Annotated in this window: 15 protein-coding genes; 7 read left to right on the forward strand and 8 right to left on the reverse strand. The window is 68.6% G+C overall.

Annotation, left to right across the window (positions count from 1 at the left end):
• Nucleotides 1-238 precede the first annotated feature (238 nt).
• From QE452_RS15340 to QE452_RS15365, 6 genes are all read left to right on the forward strand, one after another.
• Complete coding sequence (locus tag QE452_RS15340; RefSeq protein WP_309659382.1) at nt 239-2428, forward strand: TonB-dependent receptor domain-containing protein; 2190 nt, start codon at nt 239-241, stop codon at nt 2426-2428.
• 99 nt (nt 2429-2527) lie between these two features.
• Nucleotides 2528-2950, forward strand: a complete 423-nt coding sequence (locus tag QE452_RS15345) for a glycine zipper 2TM domain-containing protein (RefSeq protein ID WP_309659381.1) — start codon at nt 2528-2530, stop codon at nt 2948-2950.
• Nucleotides 2951-3112: 162 nt separating this feature from the next.
• Nucleotides 3113-3442 (forward strand): hypothetical protein, encoded by a 330-nt coding sequence (locus QE452_RS15350; protein ID WP_309659380.1) that lies wholly within the window; start codon nt 3113-3115, stop codon nt 3440-3442.
• Nucleotides 3439-5001: a PepSY-associated TM helix domain-containing protein gene (locus QE452_RS15355; RefSeq protein ID WP_309659379.1), complete on the forward strand. Its 1563-nt coding sequence runs from the start codon at nt 3439-3441 to the stop codon at nt 4999-5001. Before QE452_RS15350 ends, QE452_RS15355 begins: the two co-directional genes overlap by 4 nt.
• The gene (locus tag QE452_RS15360; RefSeq protein ID WP_309659378.1) at nt 4994-5263 is read left to right on the forward strand and encodes a hypothetical protein; all 270 of its coding nucleotides are present in this window, start codon (nt 4994-4996) and stop codon (nt 5261-5263) included. Before QE452_RS15355 ends, QE452_RS15360 begins: the two co-directional genes overlap by 8 nt.
• 158 nt (nt 5264-5421) lie before the next feature.
• Entirely contained in the window at nt 5422-6933 is a 1512-nt protein-coding gene (locus tag QE452_RS15365) for an ATPase domain-containing protein (RefSeq protein WP_309659377.1), read from the forward strand.
• A gap of 169 nt (nt 6934-7102) precedes the next feature.
• Here the strand turns inward: QE452_RS15365 and QE452_RS15370 are convergent, their stop codons facing one another.
• The gene (locus QE452_RS15370) at nt 7103-7492 is read right to left on the reverse strand and encodes a hypothetical protein (protein WP_309730343.1); all 390 of its coding nucleotides are present in this window, start codon (nt 7490-7492) and stop codon (nt 7103-7105) included.
• A gap of 39 nt (nt 7493-7531) precedes the next feature.
• Entirely contained in the window at nt 7532-7732 is a 201-nt protein-coding gene (locus QE452_RS15375) for a hypothetical protein (RefSeq protein WP_309730346.1), read from the reverse strand.
• Here QE452_RS15375 and QE452_RS15380 point away from each other — a divergent pair.
• The gene (locus QE452_RS15380; RefSeq protein WP_309730349.1) at nt 7719-8921 is read left to right on the forward strand and encodes an ATP-binding protein; all 1203 of its coding nucleotides are present in this window, start codon (nt 7719-7721) and stop codon (nt 8919-8921) included. The two genes, QE452_RS15375 and QE452_RS15380, sit on opposite strands and share 14 nt — an antisense overlap.
• A 161-nt stretch (nt 8922-9082) precedes the next feature.
• Here QE452_RS15380 and QE452_RS15385 read toward each other — a convergent pair whose 3' ends face one another.
• From QE452_RS15385 to QE452_RS15410, 6 genes are all read right to left on the reverse strand, one after another.
• A complete protein-coding gene (locus QE452_RS15385) occupies nt 9083-9421 on the reverse strand; it encodes a tRNA-binding protein (protein WP_309659375.1) in 339 nt (112 codons plus the stop codon).
• A gap of 3 nt (nt 9422-9424) precedes the next feature.
• Nucleotides 9425-10096, reverse strand: coding sequence for a glutathione S-transferase family protein (locus QE452_RS15390; RefSeq protein WP_125994823.1), 672 nt, complete (start codon nt 10094-10096; stop codon nt 9425-9427).
• Between the two features lie 108 nt (nt 10097-10204).
• A complete protein-coding gene (gene gltB, locus QE452_RS15395) occupies nt 10205-14719 on the reverse strand; it encodes a glutamate synthase large subunit (RefSeq protein ID WP_309659374.1) in 4515 nt (1504 codons plus the stop codon).
• Nucleotides 14719-15309, reverse strand: a complete 591-nt coding sequence (locus QE452_RS15400) for a DUF2059 domain-containing protein (protein ID WP_309659373.1) — start codon at nt 15307-15309, stop codon at nt 14719-14721. Before QE452_RS15400 ends, gltB begins: the two co-directional genes overlap by 1 nt.
• A complete protein-coding gene (locus QE452_RS15405; protein ID WP_309659372.1) occupies nt 15309-16754 on the reverse strand; it encodes an NAD(P)-dependent oxidoreductase in 1446 nt (481 codons plus the stop codon). Before QE452_RS15405 ends, QE452_RS15400 begins: the two co-directional genes overlap by 1 nt.
• Before the next feature lie 149 nt (nt 16755-16903).
• Complete coding sequence (locus tag QE452_RS15410) at nt 16904-17713, reverse strand: undecaprenyl-diphosphate phosphatase (RefSeq protein ID WP_309659371.1); 810 nt, start codon at nt 17711-17713, stop codon at nt 16904-16906.

The following is a 17713-nucleotide window of genomic DNA, read 5'->3' on the forward strand; positions in this document are numbered from 1 at the left end:
ATCAAATCATGGCCGGCCATCATCTTGGCCCCGACAGGATTATCCTTCACTGCCGCAAGACGATCATCAGCATAGAGAGTTTTCCTGTCTCGCCCGTCATGTTCGATGGACCGTTCGACATGGGGGTTTTCCGTCAATTTGGTGACAAATTGCTCATCTTGCCTTCGCCGTCTTGCCAGCGATCGAGGATGCCGCAATGCACAAGCTATCTGATATAAAGTAACATCGAGAATAGCTGATGCGCGTTCCCCTGCTCCTTTCCCGCGTCGCCCTGCTCGCCCTTGCCACCGCCGCCTGGGGTCAGCCCGCGCTGGCGCAGACGCGTGGCCTGCCGAGCCAGGATCAGGATCGGACGGATGCGCAGGACCGGAAGGACGGCACGGCCGGCGCCAAGGACACGACCGGCCCGGCACCCGACATCGTCGTCACCGCGCGCCGGCTCGACACCGCGCGCGAGCATATCCAGCCCAGCCTGGGCGCGTCGAACTACGAGATCACCAGCGCCACGATCAAGGCGTTGCCCGGCGGCGAGAACCAGCAGTTCAACCAGATCCTGCTCCAGGCGCCCGGCATCGTGCAGGACGGTTTCGGCCAGTTCCACGTCCGCGACGACCATAACGGCCTGCAATATCGCATCAACGGCACCATCCTGCCCGAGGGGCTGGCGGTGTTCGGGCAGACGCTGTCGCCGCGCCTGGTCGAGAAGGTCAACATCCTGACCGGGGCGCTGCCGGCGCAATATGGCCTGCGCACCGCCGGCGTCATCGACGTGACGACCAAGAGCGGCCTGTTCCAGAATGGCGGCACCGCCTCGCTCTATGGCGGCAGCCACGACACGATCCAGCCCAGCCTGACCTATGGCGGCTCGTCGGGGAGCACCAACTACTTTGTCTCGGGCGATTACCGGCATAGCGGCCTGGGGATCGAGAGCGTCGATGGCCGTTCGACCCCGATCCATGACAAGACCGACCAGTATCAGGCCTTCACCTATGTCGACCATATCCTGGACGACCAGAACCGGGTGTCGTTCGTCGGCGGCTATTCCAACCAGTGGTTCCAGATCCCCAACCCCGTCGGCCAGCAGCCGGGCGCGGGCTGGAGCGTGAACGGCCAGACCGGCTTTCCCAGCGAGAATCTGAACGAGACGCAGTTGGAGAAGACCGGCTTCGGCCAGATCGCCTTCCTCCACGATGCCGAGCCGCTGACCGTGCAGGCCTCGCTGTTCGCGCGCTATTCGTCGCTGCGCTACCGGCCCGACATTCTGGGCGAGCTGCTTTATAACGGGCAGGCGCAACAGGCGTACAAGCAGGACTTCGCGATCGGCGGACAGGTCGATGCGGTCTATCATTTGGGCCAGGCGCACACGCTGCGCGGCGGCCTGCTGATCACGCGCGACCGGTCGACCAGCGACACCACCACCCGCGTCTTCCCGGTCGATGCCAGCGGCGCGCAGGCGGGCGATCCGATCGCGATCATCGATAATGGCGGCAAGACCGCGACCAGCGTCAGCGCCTATCTGCAGGACGAGTGGAAGCTGCTGCCGCGCCTGACGCTCAACTATGGCGCGCGCTACGACCTCTATGACGGTTACCGGCGCGAAGGGCAGCTGTCGCCGCGCGTCAACCTCGTCTGGCAACCGGGCGATATCTATACGCTCCATGCCGGCTATTCGCGCTACTTCGTGCCGCCGCCCTTCGAGCTGGTCGGCACGACCAGCATCGCGAAGTTCGTCGGCACCAGCGCCTATCCGGCGGTCACCGCCAATACCGTGCCCTATGCCGAGCGGCAGGATTACTTCGACGTCGGCTTCCAGGCGAAGCTCAGCCGCTATCTCACCTATGGCATCGACGCCTATTACCGCATCTCGAAGAATTTGATCGACGAGGGGCAGTTCGGCGCGCCGATCATCCTGACGCCGTTCAACTATCAACAGGGTCGAATCGGCGGGATCGAGGCGAATGTCAGCTATGCGCGCGGACCCTTGCTCGCCTATGCCAATTTCGCCGCCGCCAAGGCCAAGGGGCGCAACATCCTCTCCAGCCAGTTCAGCTTCGGCCAGGACGATCTCGACTATATCGCGCGCCGCTACATCTATCTCGACCATGACCAGACGTTCACCGGCTCGGCGGGGATTTCCTATGCCTTCGGGCAGGGCACGAAGCTTGGCGGCAGCATGATCTACGGCTCCGGCCTGCGCCGCGACGACGACGTCCACCAGGTGCCCAACGGGGCGAAGCTGCCGCCCTATGCGCAGTTCAACCTGACCGCGAGCCAGCATCTGGCGGGGCCGAACCTCGACATCCGCTTCGACGTCATCAACGCGCTCGATCATCGCTATGAAATCCGCGACGGGACCGGCGTGGGGGTCGGCGCGCCGCAATATGGCCCGCGGCGCGGATTCTTCGTCGGCGTGGCGAAGAACTTCTGACGCCCGGTCGCAAGGCTGAACGGAAGCTGCCAGCCCGGTTCAGCCTTGCCACAGCCGAATCGGCGTAATCGTTCGTCAACGCCCACAGGGAGACGATCGATGTTCAAGACTGTCACGCAAGTCCTCGCGGTTGCCGGTGTGGCGATCGCCGGTGTTTCCGCCACCCCCGCCATGGCGCAGGACTATTATGGCCGGGGCTATTACGACCGCGGCTATGACGCCCGTGGCTATGATCGCGGCTATGACGCCCGCGGATATGACCGGGGCTATGACGATCGCGGTTACCGCGACTATCGTGACGACGGCTATCGCCGCGACTGGCGGCGGACCAGCTATGACCGTCGCTGCCGCAGCGGCGGCACGACCGGCGGCGTGCTGGGCGCGGTGGTCGGCGGCCTGCTCGGCCGCGAGATCGGTCGCGGCGGCCGCTACAATGCCCCCAGCACCACCGGCCTGATCGTCGGCGCGGGTGTCGGCGCGCTGGCGGGCCGCGAGATCGAGCGCAGCCAGGGCTGCCGCTGAGCCCCCTAGACCGATCCGTGCGCCCGACCGCACGGATCGGTCGCGCGGCGATCGACCATCTCCACGTGATGGCAGCTGCCGTCGAACGCCCACTTTATTATTGATAACGACTATCAATCGCCGCTAGGAGGAGCGGGCGAGAACGGCAAGGGGAACGACATCATGTTCATGGAGCGCGGCCATCCCGCCCCATCCCCGTCGCCCGCGCGCCGCCATATCCGTCCGATCGTCTGGGCGATGGCCGCGCGATCGGTGACGGCGCTGGTCGGCGGCTATGCCGCCGCCGCCGTGCTCGCGACGCTCGCCGCCCGGCTGCTGCCGGTCGACCGGGTGGAGGCGACCGGCTGGGCAATGATCCTGTCCTTCCTGACCTATGCCGCGATCGGCCTGTGGTGCTTCCATGAGCCGCGACTGGCGCGGGTCGCCGGGTTCGTCTGGGGCGTGGCGCTGCTGGGCGGCGCGGCGCTGTGGTGGCTGGGCGTCCGGCCATGAGCGTGTCGCTGCGTCAGAGCATGGCCTGGATCCATGGCTGGCTCGGCCTGCTGGCCGGCTGGCTGCTGTTCGCCATGTTCCTGACCGGCACCGCCAGCTATTTCCGCCCCGAGATCACGCGCTGGATGCAGCCCGAGTCGCGCATCCCGGCCGTCTCCACCGAACGCGCCGCCGCCACCGCCATCGCCTATCTGCAGCGGACCGGTGCCGACGACCTGCAATGGTATGTCTTCCTGCCCGATGCGCGCCGGCCGACGACCGAAATCTTCCCGGTTCCCAAGCCCGATGCCGCCAAGGCCGCGTCCCGCCCCGACGAGATCGAACTCGATCCCGCCACCGGCCAGCCGGTGACCGCGCGCGAGACCAGGGGCGGCGAGCAATTCTACCGCTTCCACTTCCAGCTCCAATTGCCGCACCCCTGGGGACGCTGGCTGGCGGGGCTGTGCGCGATGTTCATGCTGGGCGCGATCCTGTCGGGCGTCATCACCCACAAGCGGATCTTCGCCGACTTCTTCACGCTGCGCTGGAACAAGGGGCAGCGCAGCTGGCTGGACGCGCACAATGTCTCGGCGGTGCTAGCGCTGCCCTATCATGCAATGATCACCTATACCGGGCTGATCACGCTGGTGACGATGTACATGCCCTGGCCGATCCTGGCCAATTACAAGCAGCCCGCCGAATTCGCGCAGGTTGCCTTCAGCCAGCCCGCCGACCGGGCGGCGACCGGCAAGCGCGTCGGCCTGACCCCGATCGCGCCGCTGATCGCCGATGCCGGCCACCGGCTGGGCGCGCCGGTGTCGCGGATCATCATCCACCATCCCAACGACCAGGCCGCGACCATCACCCTGGCGCAGGGCACCGGCACCACCATCAACGCGCGCGGCCCTTCCGTCACCTATGACGGCGCCACCGGGCGGTGGCTGGAGCAATCCGGCACCGGCAGCACCGCGCTCGCCACCGCGGGGGTCATGCTGGGGCTGCATCTGGCGCAATATGCCGGACCGGCGCTGCGCTGGGCCTATTTCGCGATGGGCCTGACCGGCGTGGCGATGGTCGGCACCGGCCTGCTGCTCTGGACCGCCAAGCGGCGGCGGCCAGGGGCCGCGCCCTTTTTCGGGCTACGGCTGGTCGAGCGGCTGAACATCGCGGTGATCGTCGGCCTGCCCATCGGCATGGCCTCCTATCTGCTCGCCAACCGGCTGATCCCGGCGATGCAGCCCGGTCGCGCCGATGCGGAGGTGGCGACGATGTTCTGGGCCTGGGGCCTGGTCGCGCTCGTGCAGCTCGTCCGCCCCGCGCGCCGGGCCTGGCGCGAGGGCTTCGCGCTCGCCGCCCTCGTTTTCGCCGCCATCCCGCTCGCCGACGCCGTGACTACGACGCGCGGCCTGCCGGGCTCGCTGCTCGGCGGCGACACGCTGTTCGCCGCCTTCGACGTGGCGATGCTGGCGATCGCCGCCCTGTTCGCCTTCGCCGCCTGGCGCACCGGCCGCGTGCCCGCCCCCAGACGCCGCCGCGCCGCCCCGAGCGCGCCCAGCCTTTCGGAGACCCTCCATGCTTGAGACCGTGCTGACCTGCCTGATCGGCTGGCTGCTGCTCGCCGCCGGCTCGTTCCGTATCCGCCGCGATCTGGGCCTGACCAAGGGCGATGCGCGCTGGCTGCGCGTGGCCGGCGTCGTGGTGCTGACCGCCGGCCTGTGGCGCTGCGGCGCGCCGATCACGGGCGAGCGCTGGGTCCGCTTCCTGGGCGCGGCGGGGATCGCCGGGGTGGCGACGGTGCTGATCCTGTCCGCCGCGCCCCTGCCCCGGCTGCGCCGACGGTGACCCGATCTGGTCCATTGTCGCCCCTGATTGCGCGCCTCTTCCCGCATCAATGCTAGGCTTCGTCGGCAAGTCGCTGTAAAGCTTATAACGGCCATCGGTATACGACCCCAAGCCCGGCGTCGAAACAAGACGGTTCCACGCGGGGAAGGAAGACGTCGATGCCACCGGTACAGGACCTCCCGCCGCCCCTCGCCGCCCTGGGCGTCGCCGGGCTGGACCAAGTGTTGCAGGGCGGCGTGACGCGCCAGCGCCTTTATCTGATCGAGGGCACGCCCGGCACCGGCAAGACGACATTGGGCCTGGGGTTTCTGCTGGCCGGCGCGGCGGCGGGCGAGACCGGCCTCTACATTACGCTTGCCGAGACCGAGGAGGAACTGCGCGCGGTCGGGGTCAGCCATGGCTGGTCGCTGGACGCGCTCACCCTGTTCGAGATGATCCCGGCCGAGGGACTGGACGAAGCGGAGGAGCAGACGCTGCTCCACCCCAGCGAGGTCGAGCTGGGCGAGACGGTGCGCGCGATCATGGCCAAGGTCGATGCCGTCCGCCCCGCCCGGCTGGTGATCGACAGCCTGTCCGAGCTGCGGCTGCTGGCGCAAAGCCCGATCCGCTATCGCCGCCAGATCCTGGCGCTGAAGCATTTCTTCTCCACCCGCCAGTGCACCGTGCTGATGCTCGACGACAAGAGCGGCACGACCGGCGACCTGCAACTGCACAGCATCGCGCACGGCGTCATCGCGCTGGAACAGACGCTGTCCGGCTTCGGCGCGGCACGGCGGCGGCTTCACATCGTGAAGATGCGGGGGCAGCGCTATAGCGGCGGCTATCATGATTTCGAGATCGAGCGCGGCGGCCTGGCGGTCTTCCCGCGGCTGGTCGCGGGCAGCATGGAAACCGCCTTCGATACCGCGCCCGTGTCGACCGGATCGGCGGCGTTCGACGCGTTGCTCGGCGGCGGTCTGACGCCCGGCACCGCGACCCTGTTGTCCGGCCCGGCCGGCGTCGGCAAGACCACCACCGCGACCGGTGCGCTGGTCGCGGCGCTGCGCCGGGGCGAGCGGACGGCCTATTTCCTGTTCGACGAACGGATGCCGACGCTGCTCCAGCGCTCGGCCGCGCTCGGCATGGACCTGCGCCCCTATATCGAAACCGGGCAGTTGCTGCTCCGCGCGATCGACCCGGCGGAACTGTCGCCCGGCGCGTTCGCCGCCGTCGTGCGCCATGCGATCGAGGCGGAGGGCGCGCGCGTCGTCGTGATCGACAGCCTCAACGCCTATCTGCAATCCATGCCCAACGAGCAGTATCTGATGCTCCAGATGCACGAGCTGCTCACCTATCTGGCGCTGAACGGCGTGGTGACGCTGCTAATCCTGGGGATGCACGGCGTGCTGGGCGAGAAGGGGTCGGACATCGACATCAGCTATCTCGCCGACAATGCGGTGCAGTTCCGCTTCTTCGAGGCGTTCGGCGCAGTGCGCCAGGCGATCTCGGTCATCAAGACGCGCACCGCCGCGCATGAGCGCACCATCCGCGAATTCCGCATCACCGATCAGGGGCTGGAATTCGGCGAGCCGCTGTCCGCCTTCCACGGCGTCCTGACCGGCATCCCGACCTTCTCGGGCGAGGCGACGACCCTGTTGTCCGACGCGGACGGGACGTCGCCCGGTGGATGATCCGGTCCTGATCCTGGCGCCGCACGGCCGCGACGCCGCAGTCGCCGCCAATCTGCTGACCCATCACGGCATCCGGGCGCAGGTGGTGCCGGACCTCGCATCGCTGGTCGCCGCCCTGGGCGCCGATGCACGCGACGGCGCGAGCGCGGTGCTGCTGACCGAGGAGGCGCTAGCCGGGCTGGACGACAGCCCGCTCGCCGCGACGCTGACCGCGCAACCCGGCTGGTCCGACCTGCCCTTCATCCTGCTCGCCAATGGCGGTCGCGCGCCCCGCTCGGCGGAGGCGGCGCGACGGGTGGAAGCGCTGGGCAATGTCGTGCTGCTCGAACGACCGCTCCATGCGGAGGCGATCCTGGGCGCGGTCCGCTCCGCGCTCAAGGCGCGCGGCCGGCAATATGAGCTGCGCGCCGCCACCCGGACGATGGAGCGCGCCGTCGCCGACCGGACGCGCGAGCTGGAGACGGCGAGTGCCAGCCTGGCCTTCGCGCTCGACGCCGCCGACATGGGCAGCTGGGACATGGACCTGGCCACCGGCCTGATCGAGCGCAGCCCGCGCCATGACGAGATCTTCGGCTATACCGAGCCGCTGCCGCTCTGGTCATTCGAGGCGACGCTGCGCCATGTCGACCCCCGCCAGCGCGCCAGCGTGGCGCAGGCGTTCGAGGATGCCCGGATCAGCGGCCATCTCGACGTCGAGATGGCGATCACCGGTGCGGACGGCACCGCGCGCTGGATCACCAAGAAGGGGCGCATCCGCCACGATACCCGCCGGCCGCCCGATCCGGATGACCGGCGTCATCACCGACATCACCGCGCGCAAGGAGGCGGACGCGCAGCTCGCCCAGGCGCAGAAGATGGACGCGATCGGCCAGCTGACCGGCGGCGTCGCGCACGACTTCAACAATTTGCTGACCCCGATCGTCGGCAGCCTCGACATGGTCCGTCGCCGCCATCGCGAGGACGAGCGGACGCAGCGGATGATCGGCAACGCGCTTCAGGCGGCGGAGCGGGCGGCGACGCTGACCCAGCGGCTGCTCGCCTTCGCGCGGCGCCAAGCGTTGCAGCCGCGCGCGGTCGATGTCGGCGCGCTGATCGACGGCATCGTCGACCTGATCCGCCGCTCGCTGGGGCCGACGATCCGCGTCGTGCTGGAGGTGCCGCGCCACCTGCCGCCCGCCTCGGTCGATCCCAACCAGCTCGAACTGGCGCTGCTCAACCTTGCGATCAACGCGCGCGACGCGATGCCCTCGGGCGGGCAGCTGACCATCACCGCCGCCGCCGCGACGGCGGGCGAGCGCAACCTGCTCGGCCTGACGCCCGGCGACTATGTCCGGCTGCTCGCCACCGATACCGGCACCGGCATGGACAAGGCGACGCTGGCGCGCGCGGCCGAACCCTTTTTCTCCACCAAGGGGGTGGGCAAGGGCACGGGCCTGGGCCTGTCGATGATCCACGGGCTGGCGGCGCAATCCGGCGGCACGCTGCGGCTGGACAGCGCGGTCGGCGTCGGCACGACGGTGGAGCTGTGGCTGCCCATCTCGCACCAGCCGGCCGAGCGGGCGGCGGAGCGGTCCGGCGACCCGACCGCCGCGCGCGAGGCGGCGCGCATCCTGCTGGTCGACGACGAGGAGATCGTGCGCACGGCCACCGCCGACATGCTCCGCGACATCGGCTATGACGTGGTCGAGGCGCGATCGGCCAGCCAGGCGCTGGCGATGCTGCGCGGCGGCGCGGAGGTCGACCTGCTGGTCACCGACTATCTGATGCCGGGCATGACCGGCGCGGCGCTGATCACCGAATGCCGCACCGGCGGGCCGGCGCTGCCCGCGCTGCTGATCACCGGCTATGCGGCGGCGGGCGAGGATGTGCCGGCCGACGTGCCGCGCCTCGCCAAGCCGTTCCGCCAGGTCGATCTCGCCGCGCGCGTCGACGACCTGCTCACCGCCGCGCCCACACCGGGGGGCGGGCGGCTGCGGCTGGTGCGGTGAAGACGGAAGACGGTTCCACGCAGGGGGCGTGTACGCCCGCCTCGTTTGCTTCCGCAGAGGCCGGGCCCCGATCGGAGTCCGTCACCCGAACCGTTGCGTAACGCGACCCCAGCCGCCGGCGGGGGAATAAGTACGGGACGCGGCGGCTTTCGAAGCCCCCCTCAGAACAGCTTTCCCCCGTCCGGCACCCGCTGGTCGGGCGCGACCAGCACCACCGCGCCGTCCGCATCGGGGAAGCCGAGGCACAGCACCTCGGACATCATCGGCCCGATCTGGCGCGGGGGGAAGTTGACCACCGCCGCCACCTGCCGCCCGACCAGCGTCTCGGGCGCGTAATGCGTGGTGACCTGCGCGGAGGAGCGCTTGCGGCCGATCTCCGGCCCGAAGTCGATCACCAGCCGGATCGCGGGCTTGCGCGCCTCCGGAAAGGGTTCGGCGGCGACGATCGTGCCGACGCGGACATCCACCTTAAGGAAATCCTCCAGCGCGATCGTCGTCATCGTTCAGAAGTCCAGATTGTCATAATGAGCGGGCGGCGCGACCAGCTCCATCCGCTCGGCGAGCAGCGGGCGGAAGGAGGGCCGGCTCTTCAGCCCCTGATACCAGCGCGCCGTCTGGTCATGCCCCTTCCAGTCGATGCCGCCCAGATAATCGGCGATCGAGATCTGCGACGCCGCCGCCAGATCGGCGAGGCTCAGCGTCGCGCCGCCCAGCCATTGCCGATGGTCGAGCAGATAGTCGGTATAGTCGAGATGGCTGACCGCCGCCTTCATCGCCTCGCGCAGCGCCTTGCCGTCGGGCGCGACGCGGTGGGCCAGCCGCTTGACCATGCGTTCGTGGAGCAACGGCCCGGTGACGTCGTGGAAGAAATGCGTGTCGAACCACGTCACCAGCCGGCGGATCTCGGCGCGGTTGGCGGCGGTGCCATGGATCATCGCGGCCTTTTCGACCGTCTCCTCCAGATATTCGCAGATCGCCATCGAATCGATCAGCAGGATGCCGCGCGTGGCATCGACCATCACCGGCGTCTGCCCGGCCGGGTTCATGTCGAGGAATTCGTCCCGCCGCAGCCAGGGCGATTCGCGCACCAGTTCATAGCCGACGCCCTTCTCGCCGAGCAGCAGCCGGACTTTTCGGGAAAACGGACATAACGGAAACTGGAGAAGCTGCCACATACCGCCCTGTTACGCGTGCAAAGACGGCACTGTCACCCCCGGCATGGCCCTCGGGCGACGATAAAAAACGGGGCCGGCGACCCGGTCGCCAGCCCCCCTTCCCTTCGCTTATTCGGCCGCCTGCAACGCCTGGCTGTCGTCCAGCGGATGCGCGAGGCGGGTCAGCATCTCCTTGGGCACCACCTGCCAGAACTGCCCGGCGACCCGGTCCCAATCCTCCAGCAGCCCGCGCGACCATTTGCTGTCGGTCGCGGCGGCATGCGCCGCGATCCGGTCGCGCAGCACCTGTTCCCAATGCGCCGAGGACAAGCGCTGCCAGACGATGCTCTCCGGATTGGCGCGCCGCTCGAACAGGCCCTCCGCGTCATAGACGAAGGCCATGCCGCCGGTCATGCCCGCGCCGAAGTTCGCGCCGACCTGGCCCAGCACCACCGCCACGCCGCCGGTCATATATTCGCAGCCATTGGCGCCGCAGCCCTCGACCACCACGGTCGCGCCCGAATTGCGCACCGCGAAACGCTCGCCCGCCTGGCCCGCCGCATAGAGCGTGCCCGAGGTCGCGCCATAGAGCACGGTGTTGCCCGCGATCGTGTTCTCCTGGCTGGCGAGCGGCGAGGACACCGCCGGGCGCAGGACGATCGTGCCGCCGGACAGGCCCTTGCCGACATAGTCGTTGGCGTCGCCGAACACCTCCAGCGTCACGCCCTTGCACAGGAACGCGCCCAGCGACTGGCCGGCGCTGCCGCGCAGGCGGATGGTGACATGGCCGTCGGCCAGCTTGCTCATCCCGAATTTCCGGGTGATCTCGCTCGACAGGCGGGTGCCGACCGCGCGGTGCGTGTTGCGTACCGAATAGGTCAGCTGCATCTTCTCGCCGCGCGAGAAGACCGCCGCCGCATCCTTGATGATCTGCGCGTCCAGGCTGTCCGGCACCTCGTTGCGGAAGGTCGCCAGGCTGAACCGACGCTCGGCATCGGTCGCATCGACCTTGGCCAGGATCGGGTTGAGGTCGAGATCGTCGAGATGCTCGGCCCCGCGGCTGACCTGGCGGAGCAGCTCGGTGCGGCCGATCACCTCGTCCAGGCTCTTGCAGCCCAGCCGGGCCAGGATGTCGCGCACCTCCTCGGCGATGAAGGTCATCAGGTTGATGACCTTTTCCGGCGTGCCGGTGAACTTGGCGCGCAGCTTCTCGTCCTGCACGCAGACGCCGACCGGGCAGGTGTTCGAATGGCACTGGCGCACCATGATGCAGCCCATCGCGACCAGCGACAGCGTGCCGATGCCGAACTCCTCCGCGCCCAGGATCGCGGCGATGACGATGTCGCGCCCGGTCTTCAGCCCGCCGTCCGCGCGCAGGCGGATGCGCCCGCGCAGGCCGTTCAGCGTCAGCGTCTGGTTCACCTCCGACAGGCCCATCTCCCAGGGCGTGCCGGCATATTTGATCGAGGTCTGGGGCGAGGCGCCGGTGCCGCCGACATGGCCGGACACCAGGATGACATCGGCATGGGCCTTGGCCACGCCCGCCGCGACCGTGCCGATGCCGGCCGAGCTGACCAGCTTGACGCAGACGCGCGCGCGCGGGTTGATCTGCTTGCAGTCGTAGATGAGCTGCGCCAGATCCTCGATCGAATAGATGTCGTGGTGCGGCGGCGGCGAGATCAGCGTCACGCCCGGAGTCGCGTGGCGCAACTTCGCGATGAACTCGGTCACCTTGAAGCCAGGCAGCTGCCCGCCCTCGCCGGGCTTGGCGCCCTGCGCGACCTTGATCTCGATCTCCTCGCAGGCGTTCAGATATTCGGCGGTGACGCCGAACCGGCCGCTGGCGATCTGCTTGACGCCCGAATTGGCGTTGTCGCCATTGTCATAGGGCTGGAAGCGGATCACGTCCTCGCCGCCCTCGCCCGACACCGCCTTGGCGCCGATGCGGTTCATCGCGATCGCCAGCGTCTCGTGCGCCTCGGGGCTGAGCGCGCCCAGCGACATGCCCGGCGTCACGAACCGCTTGCGGATTTCGGTGATCGCCTCGACCTGGTCGACGGGTACGCCCTCGGCCGGGAAGTTGAACTGGAGCAGGTCGCGCAGATAGACCGGCGGCAGGTCCGACACGCCGCGCGAGAATTGCAGATAGCTGGAATAGCTGTCCGTCGCCACCGCCGTCTGGAGCAGGTGCATCAGCTGCGCCGAATAGGCATGGGTCTCGCCGCCGTTGCGCTGGCGATAGAAGCCGCCGATCGGCAGCGTCGCCACGCCCTGGTCCCAGGCCATGTCGTGCCGCATCATCGCGCTGAGGTGCAGCGAGGCATAGCCTTCGCCCGAGATCTTGGCGGGCATGCCGGGGAACAGGTCGTTGACCAGCGCGCGGCTGAGCCCGACCGCCTCGAAATTATAGCCGCCGCGATAGGAGGAGATGACGGCGATGCCCATCTTCGAGATGATCTTGAGCAGCCCCTCCTCCACCGCGACGCGGTGGCGGCGCAGGCATTCATCGAGCGCCAACTCGCCGAACAGGCCGCGCGCATGGCGGTCGGCGATCGCGGCTTCGGCCAGATAGGCATTCACCGTGGTCGCGCCGACGCCGATCAGCACCGCATAATAATGGGTGTCGAGGCATTCGGCGGAGCGGACGTTGATCGACGCGTAGGAGCGCAGGCCCCGGCGCACCAGATGCGTGTGCACCGCCGCCGCCGCCAGCACGCCGGCGATGGCGACGCGGCCCTCGCCCACGGCTTCGTCGGTCAGGAACAGCTCGCTGCGCCCCTCGCGCACCGCCTGTTCGGCCTGGTTGCGGATGCGCTGGATCGCGGCGCGCAGCCGGTCCGGTCCGCCGTCCGCCTCGAAAGTGCAGTCGATCTCCGCCGCCGACCGGCCGAAATGGTTCTTCAGCCGCTGCCAGTCCGCGCCGGTCAGCACCGGCGAGTCGAGCACCAGCACCCGCTCGCGCTGGTCGCGAACGTCCAGAATGTTGGCGAGATTGCCGAACCGCGTCTTGAGCGACATCACGTGCCGCTCGCGCAGCGGGTCGATCGGCGGGTTCGTCACCTGGCTGAAATTCTGGCGGAAGAACTGGCTGATCAGGCGCGGCTTGTCGGAGATGACGGCGAGCGGCGTGTCGTCGCCCATCGACCCGATCGCCTCCTTGCCGCTTTCGACCATCGGCGCGAGGATCAGCTCCATATCTTCCAGCGTCTGCCCGGCGGCGACCTGGCGGCGCGCGAGTTCGGCGCGCGGGTAGCGGACCGTCGCATCGTCGGCGACCTCGCCCAGGTCCGTCATCGTCAGGAACTCGCCGGTCATCGCGGCATAATCCTGCTCGCCCGCGATCCGGTCCTTGACCGCGCGGTCCTCCAGCACGACGCCTTCCTGCAGGTCGACGGCGATCATCTGGCCCGGCCCCAGCCGGCCCTTGGCGATGATGGTCGATTCGGGCACGATCACCATGCCGCTTTCCGACCCGACGATCAGCAGCCCGTCGGCGGTCCGGGTGTAGCGCAAGGGGCGCAGCGCGTTGCGGTCCATGCCCGCGACCGCCCAGCGGCCATCGGTCATCGCCAGCGCCGCCGGCCCGTCCCACGGCTCCATCACCGACGCCAGATAGCGATACATGGCGGCATGATTGTCGGGCACGTCGCCGCTGCGCTCGTCCAGCGCCTCGGGCACCAGCATCAGCTTGGCGGTCGGCGCGTCGCGGCCGGAGCGGCAGATCGCCTCGAACACCGCGTCGAGCGCGGCGGTATCGGACGCGCCGGCCGGGATCACCGGCTTGATATCCTCCGAATTGTCGCCGAACGCGATCGACGCCATCCGGATCTCGTGGCTGAGCATCCAGTTCTTGTTGCCGCGGATCGTGTTGACCTCGCCATTATGGGCCAGGCACCGGAACGGCTGCGCCAGCCACCATTGCGGGAAGGTGTTGGTCGAATAGCGCTGGTGGAAGATCGCGACCCGGCTCTCGAAGCGCGGATCGGTCAGGTCGGGATAGAAGACCGACAGGCTCTCCGCCAGGAACAGGCCCTTGTAGACGATCGAGCGCGCCGACAGCGAACAGACGTAGAAGCCCTGGATCTGCGCCGCGATCACCCGCTTCTCGATGCGGCGGCGGACCAGATAGAGATTCTTCTCGAACTCGGCGGCATCCTGCTCCTCGGGGAGCGGCCCGGCGATCATGATCTGCTCGATCTCGGGCCGCGTCGCCTGCGCCTTCAGGCCGATGACCGACACGTCGACCGGCACCTGCCGCCAGCCATAGATGGTGTAGCCCGCCTCGATGATCGCGCTCTCGACGATCGTGCGGCACGTCTCCTGCGCGCCCAGGTCGGTGCGCGGCAGGAAGACCATGCCGACCGCCAGATGGTTCGGCCGCACCTTGTGGCCCGAGGCGGCGATGGCGTCGTCGAAGAAGCGGTGCGGCAGGTCGATATGGATGCCGGCGCCGTCGCCCGTCTTGCCATCGGCATCGACCGCGCCGCGGTGCCAGACCGCCTTCAGCGCGTCGATCGCGGACTGGACGACGCGGCGCGACGGCTTGCCATCGGTCGCCGCGACCAGGCCGACGCCGCATGCGTCACCTTCGAAATCGGGGCGGTACATGCCATGTTCGGCGAGATAGGTGCGCTGGTCGGTCATCACTTCTTGTCCTGCTGGGTCGCGGCGATGTCCTTGGCCATCGTGGCGATGTCTTCCTGCGTGCTGGTCATGGCGGCGCTCATCAGCTTGCGCTGCCAGGCGGCGATGTCCGGATCGGACATGATCGAGAAGGACACGTTCATATAAGCGTGCCCGGTCGGGGTCGCGAAGAAGCGCTTCAACTCCTCCAGCTGCCGGGTATCGAAGCGTCGGGCATAGGCCCGCGACATCGCCTCGACCATGCCCGGCATCTCCTGCCGAAGCAAAGCGCCGGTCCGCTCTTCCTGCACCTTCAGGAAGCGATCGAAGATCGCGCGCGCCTGCGGGTCCTTGCTGATCGTCTGCTGGAAGGAGGGCGACTGTTCGAAGCCATGGCGGATATTGGCCTGCATCGGCGTCAGCATCGACTGCATCATGCTCGCGCGGGTCGCGGGCGGCATCATCTCGTCAAGCAGTTGACGCGCCAGGGCCAGACGTGCCGCATCCGGTTCGGCCGTCACGGCGGGGCTGGCAGGCGCCACCATTTGGGCCGTTGCCGCGCCGGGCGTCACCGACGCGGCGGCGAGTGCAACGAGAGCGGCTATCCGCATCACGCCGCCACCCGTTCGGCGCGTGCCTTCGCCTTCAGCCACTGGTGCATCGACGCCGCGACATCACGGCCGTCGCGGATCGCCCAGACCACCAGCGACGCGCCGCGCACGATGTCGCCGGCCGCGAACACGCCGTCGAGCGAGGTCATCAGCGTCTTGCCGTCGACCAGCACCGTGCCCCAGCGGCTGACGCCCAGTTCGGGCGCGCCCCACAGGGTCGGCAGATCCTCCGCGTCGAAGCCCAGCGCCTTGATGACCAGATCGGCATCCAGCGCCAGCTCGCCGCCCGGATCGACCTCGGGCGCGCGGCGGCCGCTGGCGTCGGGGGCGCCCAGCCGCATCCGGCTGGCGCGGACGCTGCGCACCGCGCCGCCCTCGCCCTCGAAGCCCAGCGGCGCGGAGAGCCAGACGAACTCCGCCCCCTCCTCCTCGGCATTGGCGACCTCGCGCTGGCTGCCGGGCATGTTGGCGCGGTCGCGGCGGTAGAGGCACTTGACCGACCGGGCCCCCTGGCGGATCGCGGTGCGGACGCAGTCCATCGCGGTGTCGCCGCCGCCGATCACGATCACGTCCTTGCCCGACGCATCCAGCGCACCGTTGTCGAATTCGGGCACCGCGTCGCCGAACCCCTTGCGGTTCGAGGCGGTGAGGAAGTCGAGCGCCGCGATCACGCCCGAGGCGTCGTTGCCCGCGACCTCGACCTGGCGCGCCTTGTAGACGCCGGTCGCGATCAGCACGCCGTCGTGACGGCTGCGCAGCTCCTCCAGCGTCGCATCCTCGCCGACCGAGAATCCTTCGTGGAAGACGATGCCGGCCTCCTTCAGCCGGTCGACGCGGCGCATCACCACCGGCTTCTCCAGCTTGAAGCCGGGGATGCCATAGGTCAGCAGCCCGCCGGCGCGGTCGTGCCGGTCATAGACATGCACCTCATAGCCATGGCCGCGCAGCAGCTCCGCCGCGGTCAGCCCGGCCGGGCCGGCACCGACCACCGCGACCGATTGCCCGCGCGCCGGGCCGACCGCGACCGGCTCCACCCAGCCCTCGGCCCAGGCGGTGTCGGTGATGAACTTCTCGACCGAGCCGATCGTCACCGCGCCATGGCCGGAGAATTCGATCACGCAATTGCCCTCGCACAGCCGGTCCTGCGGACAGATGCGGCCGCAGATCTCGGGCATGGTCGAGGTGGCGTTGGACAGTTCATAGGCTTCGCGCAGCCGCCCCTCGGCGGTCAGGCGCAGCCAGTCGGGGATATGGTTGTGCAGCGGGCAATGCACCGAGCAATAAGGCACACCGCATTGCGAGCAGCGCCCGGCCTGATCCTCGGCGGCGGGCGGCGCATAGCGTTCGGCGATCTCGCGAAAGTCGTGCGCGCGCTGTTCGGCTTCGCGCTTGGCGGGATAGTGCTGCTCACGCACCACGAATTTCAGCATCGGATTGTCAGCCACGTCGCGACCCCGTTCGAAAATGTCTCGAACGGGGCCTACAACGTAGCTTCATATAAACAAGACAGCATTACTGTCTTGATAGATGTTTGATGCCGAAGGCACGGGCAACCGGGTGATTTCCGCGTCAGTTTTTAGGTCCGGATCAAACCTTATCGCAGCGCGATGGCCAGCAGGGTCAATCCTCCTGCCGCGATTCGGTACCAGGCGAAGGGGGCGAATCCCCGCCGGCTGATGACGCCGACGAACCAGCGGATCACCGCGATCGCCACCAGGAACGACACGACGAAGCCGACCGCGATGCTGGTCAGATGCGCGCTGCCCAGTTCGTGCCGCGCCTTCCACAGGGCGAGCGTCGTCGCCCCGGCCATGGTCGGGATGGCGAGGAAGAAACTGAACTCCGCCGCCGTCTCGCGATCGACGCGCATGGTCAGCGCGCCCATGATCGTCGCGCCCGAGCGGCTGACGCCCGGAATCATCGCCACGCACTGGATCACGCCGATGCCCAGTGCCGTCTTCCAGCTCAGCCCCTCGACGCTCGACTTGGCGGCAGGCGGCACGGTGCGTTCGATGAACAGGATGGCGAGGCCGCCCAGGATCAGCGCGATGGCGATCACCACCACCGCCACCGACTGGTCCTGGATCAGCGCGCGGATCGCCGAGTAGGCGACCGCGCCGACCAGCATCGACGGGATGAAGCCCAGCAGCACGTTGCGCGTGAAGCGGATCGCTCCCGCGTCGCGCGCCAGCAGGCCGACGCCCACCTTCATGAAGCGTTGCCAATAGACGACGACGACCGCGAGGATCGCGCCGAGCTGGATGACGATATCGAAGGTCGGATCGCCCTCCGGCAGTCCCAGGAAATAGCCGCCCAGCACCAGATGGCCGGTGGACGAGACGGGCAGGAACTCCGTCACCCCCTCGATGATGCCGAGGAGGACGGCGATCAGCAGATCATGCAT

The sequence above is a fragment of the Sphingomonas sp. SORGH_AS_0438 genome (assembly GCF_031453475.1).
Taxonomy (GTDB): domain Bacteria; phylum Pseudomonadota; class Alphaproteobacteria; order Sphingomonadales; family Sphingomonadaceae; genus Sphingomonas.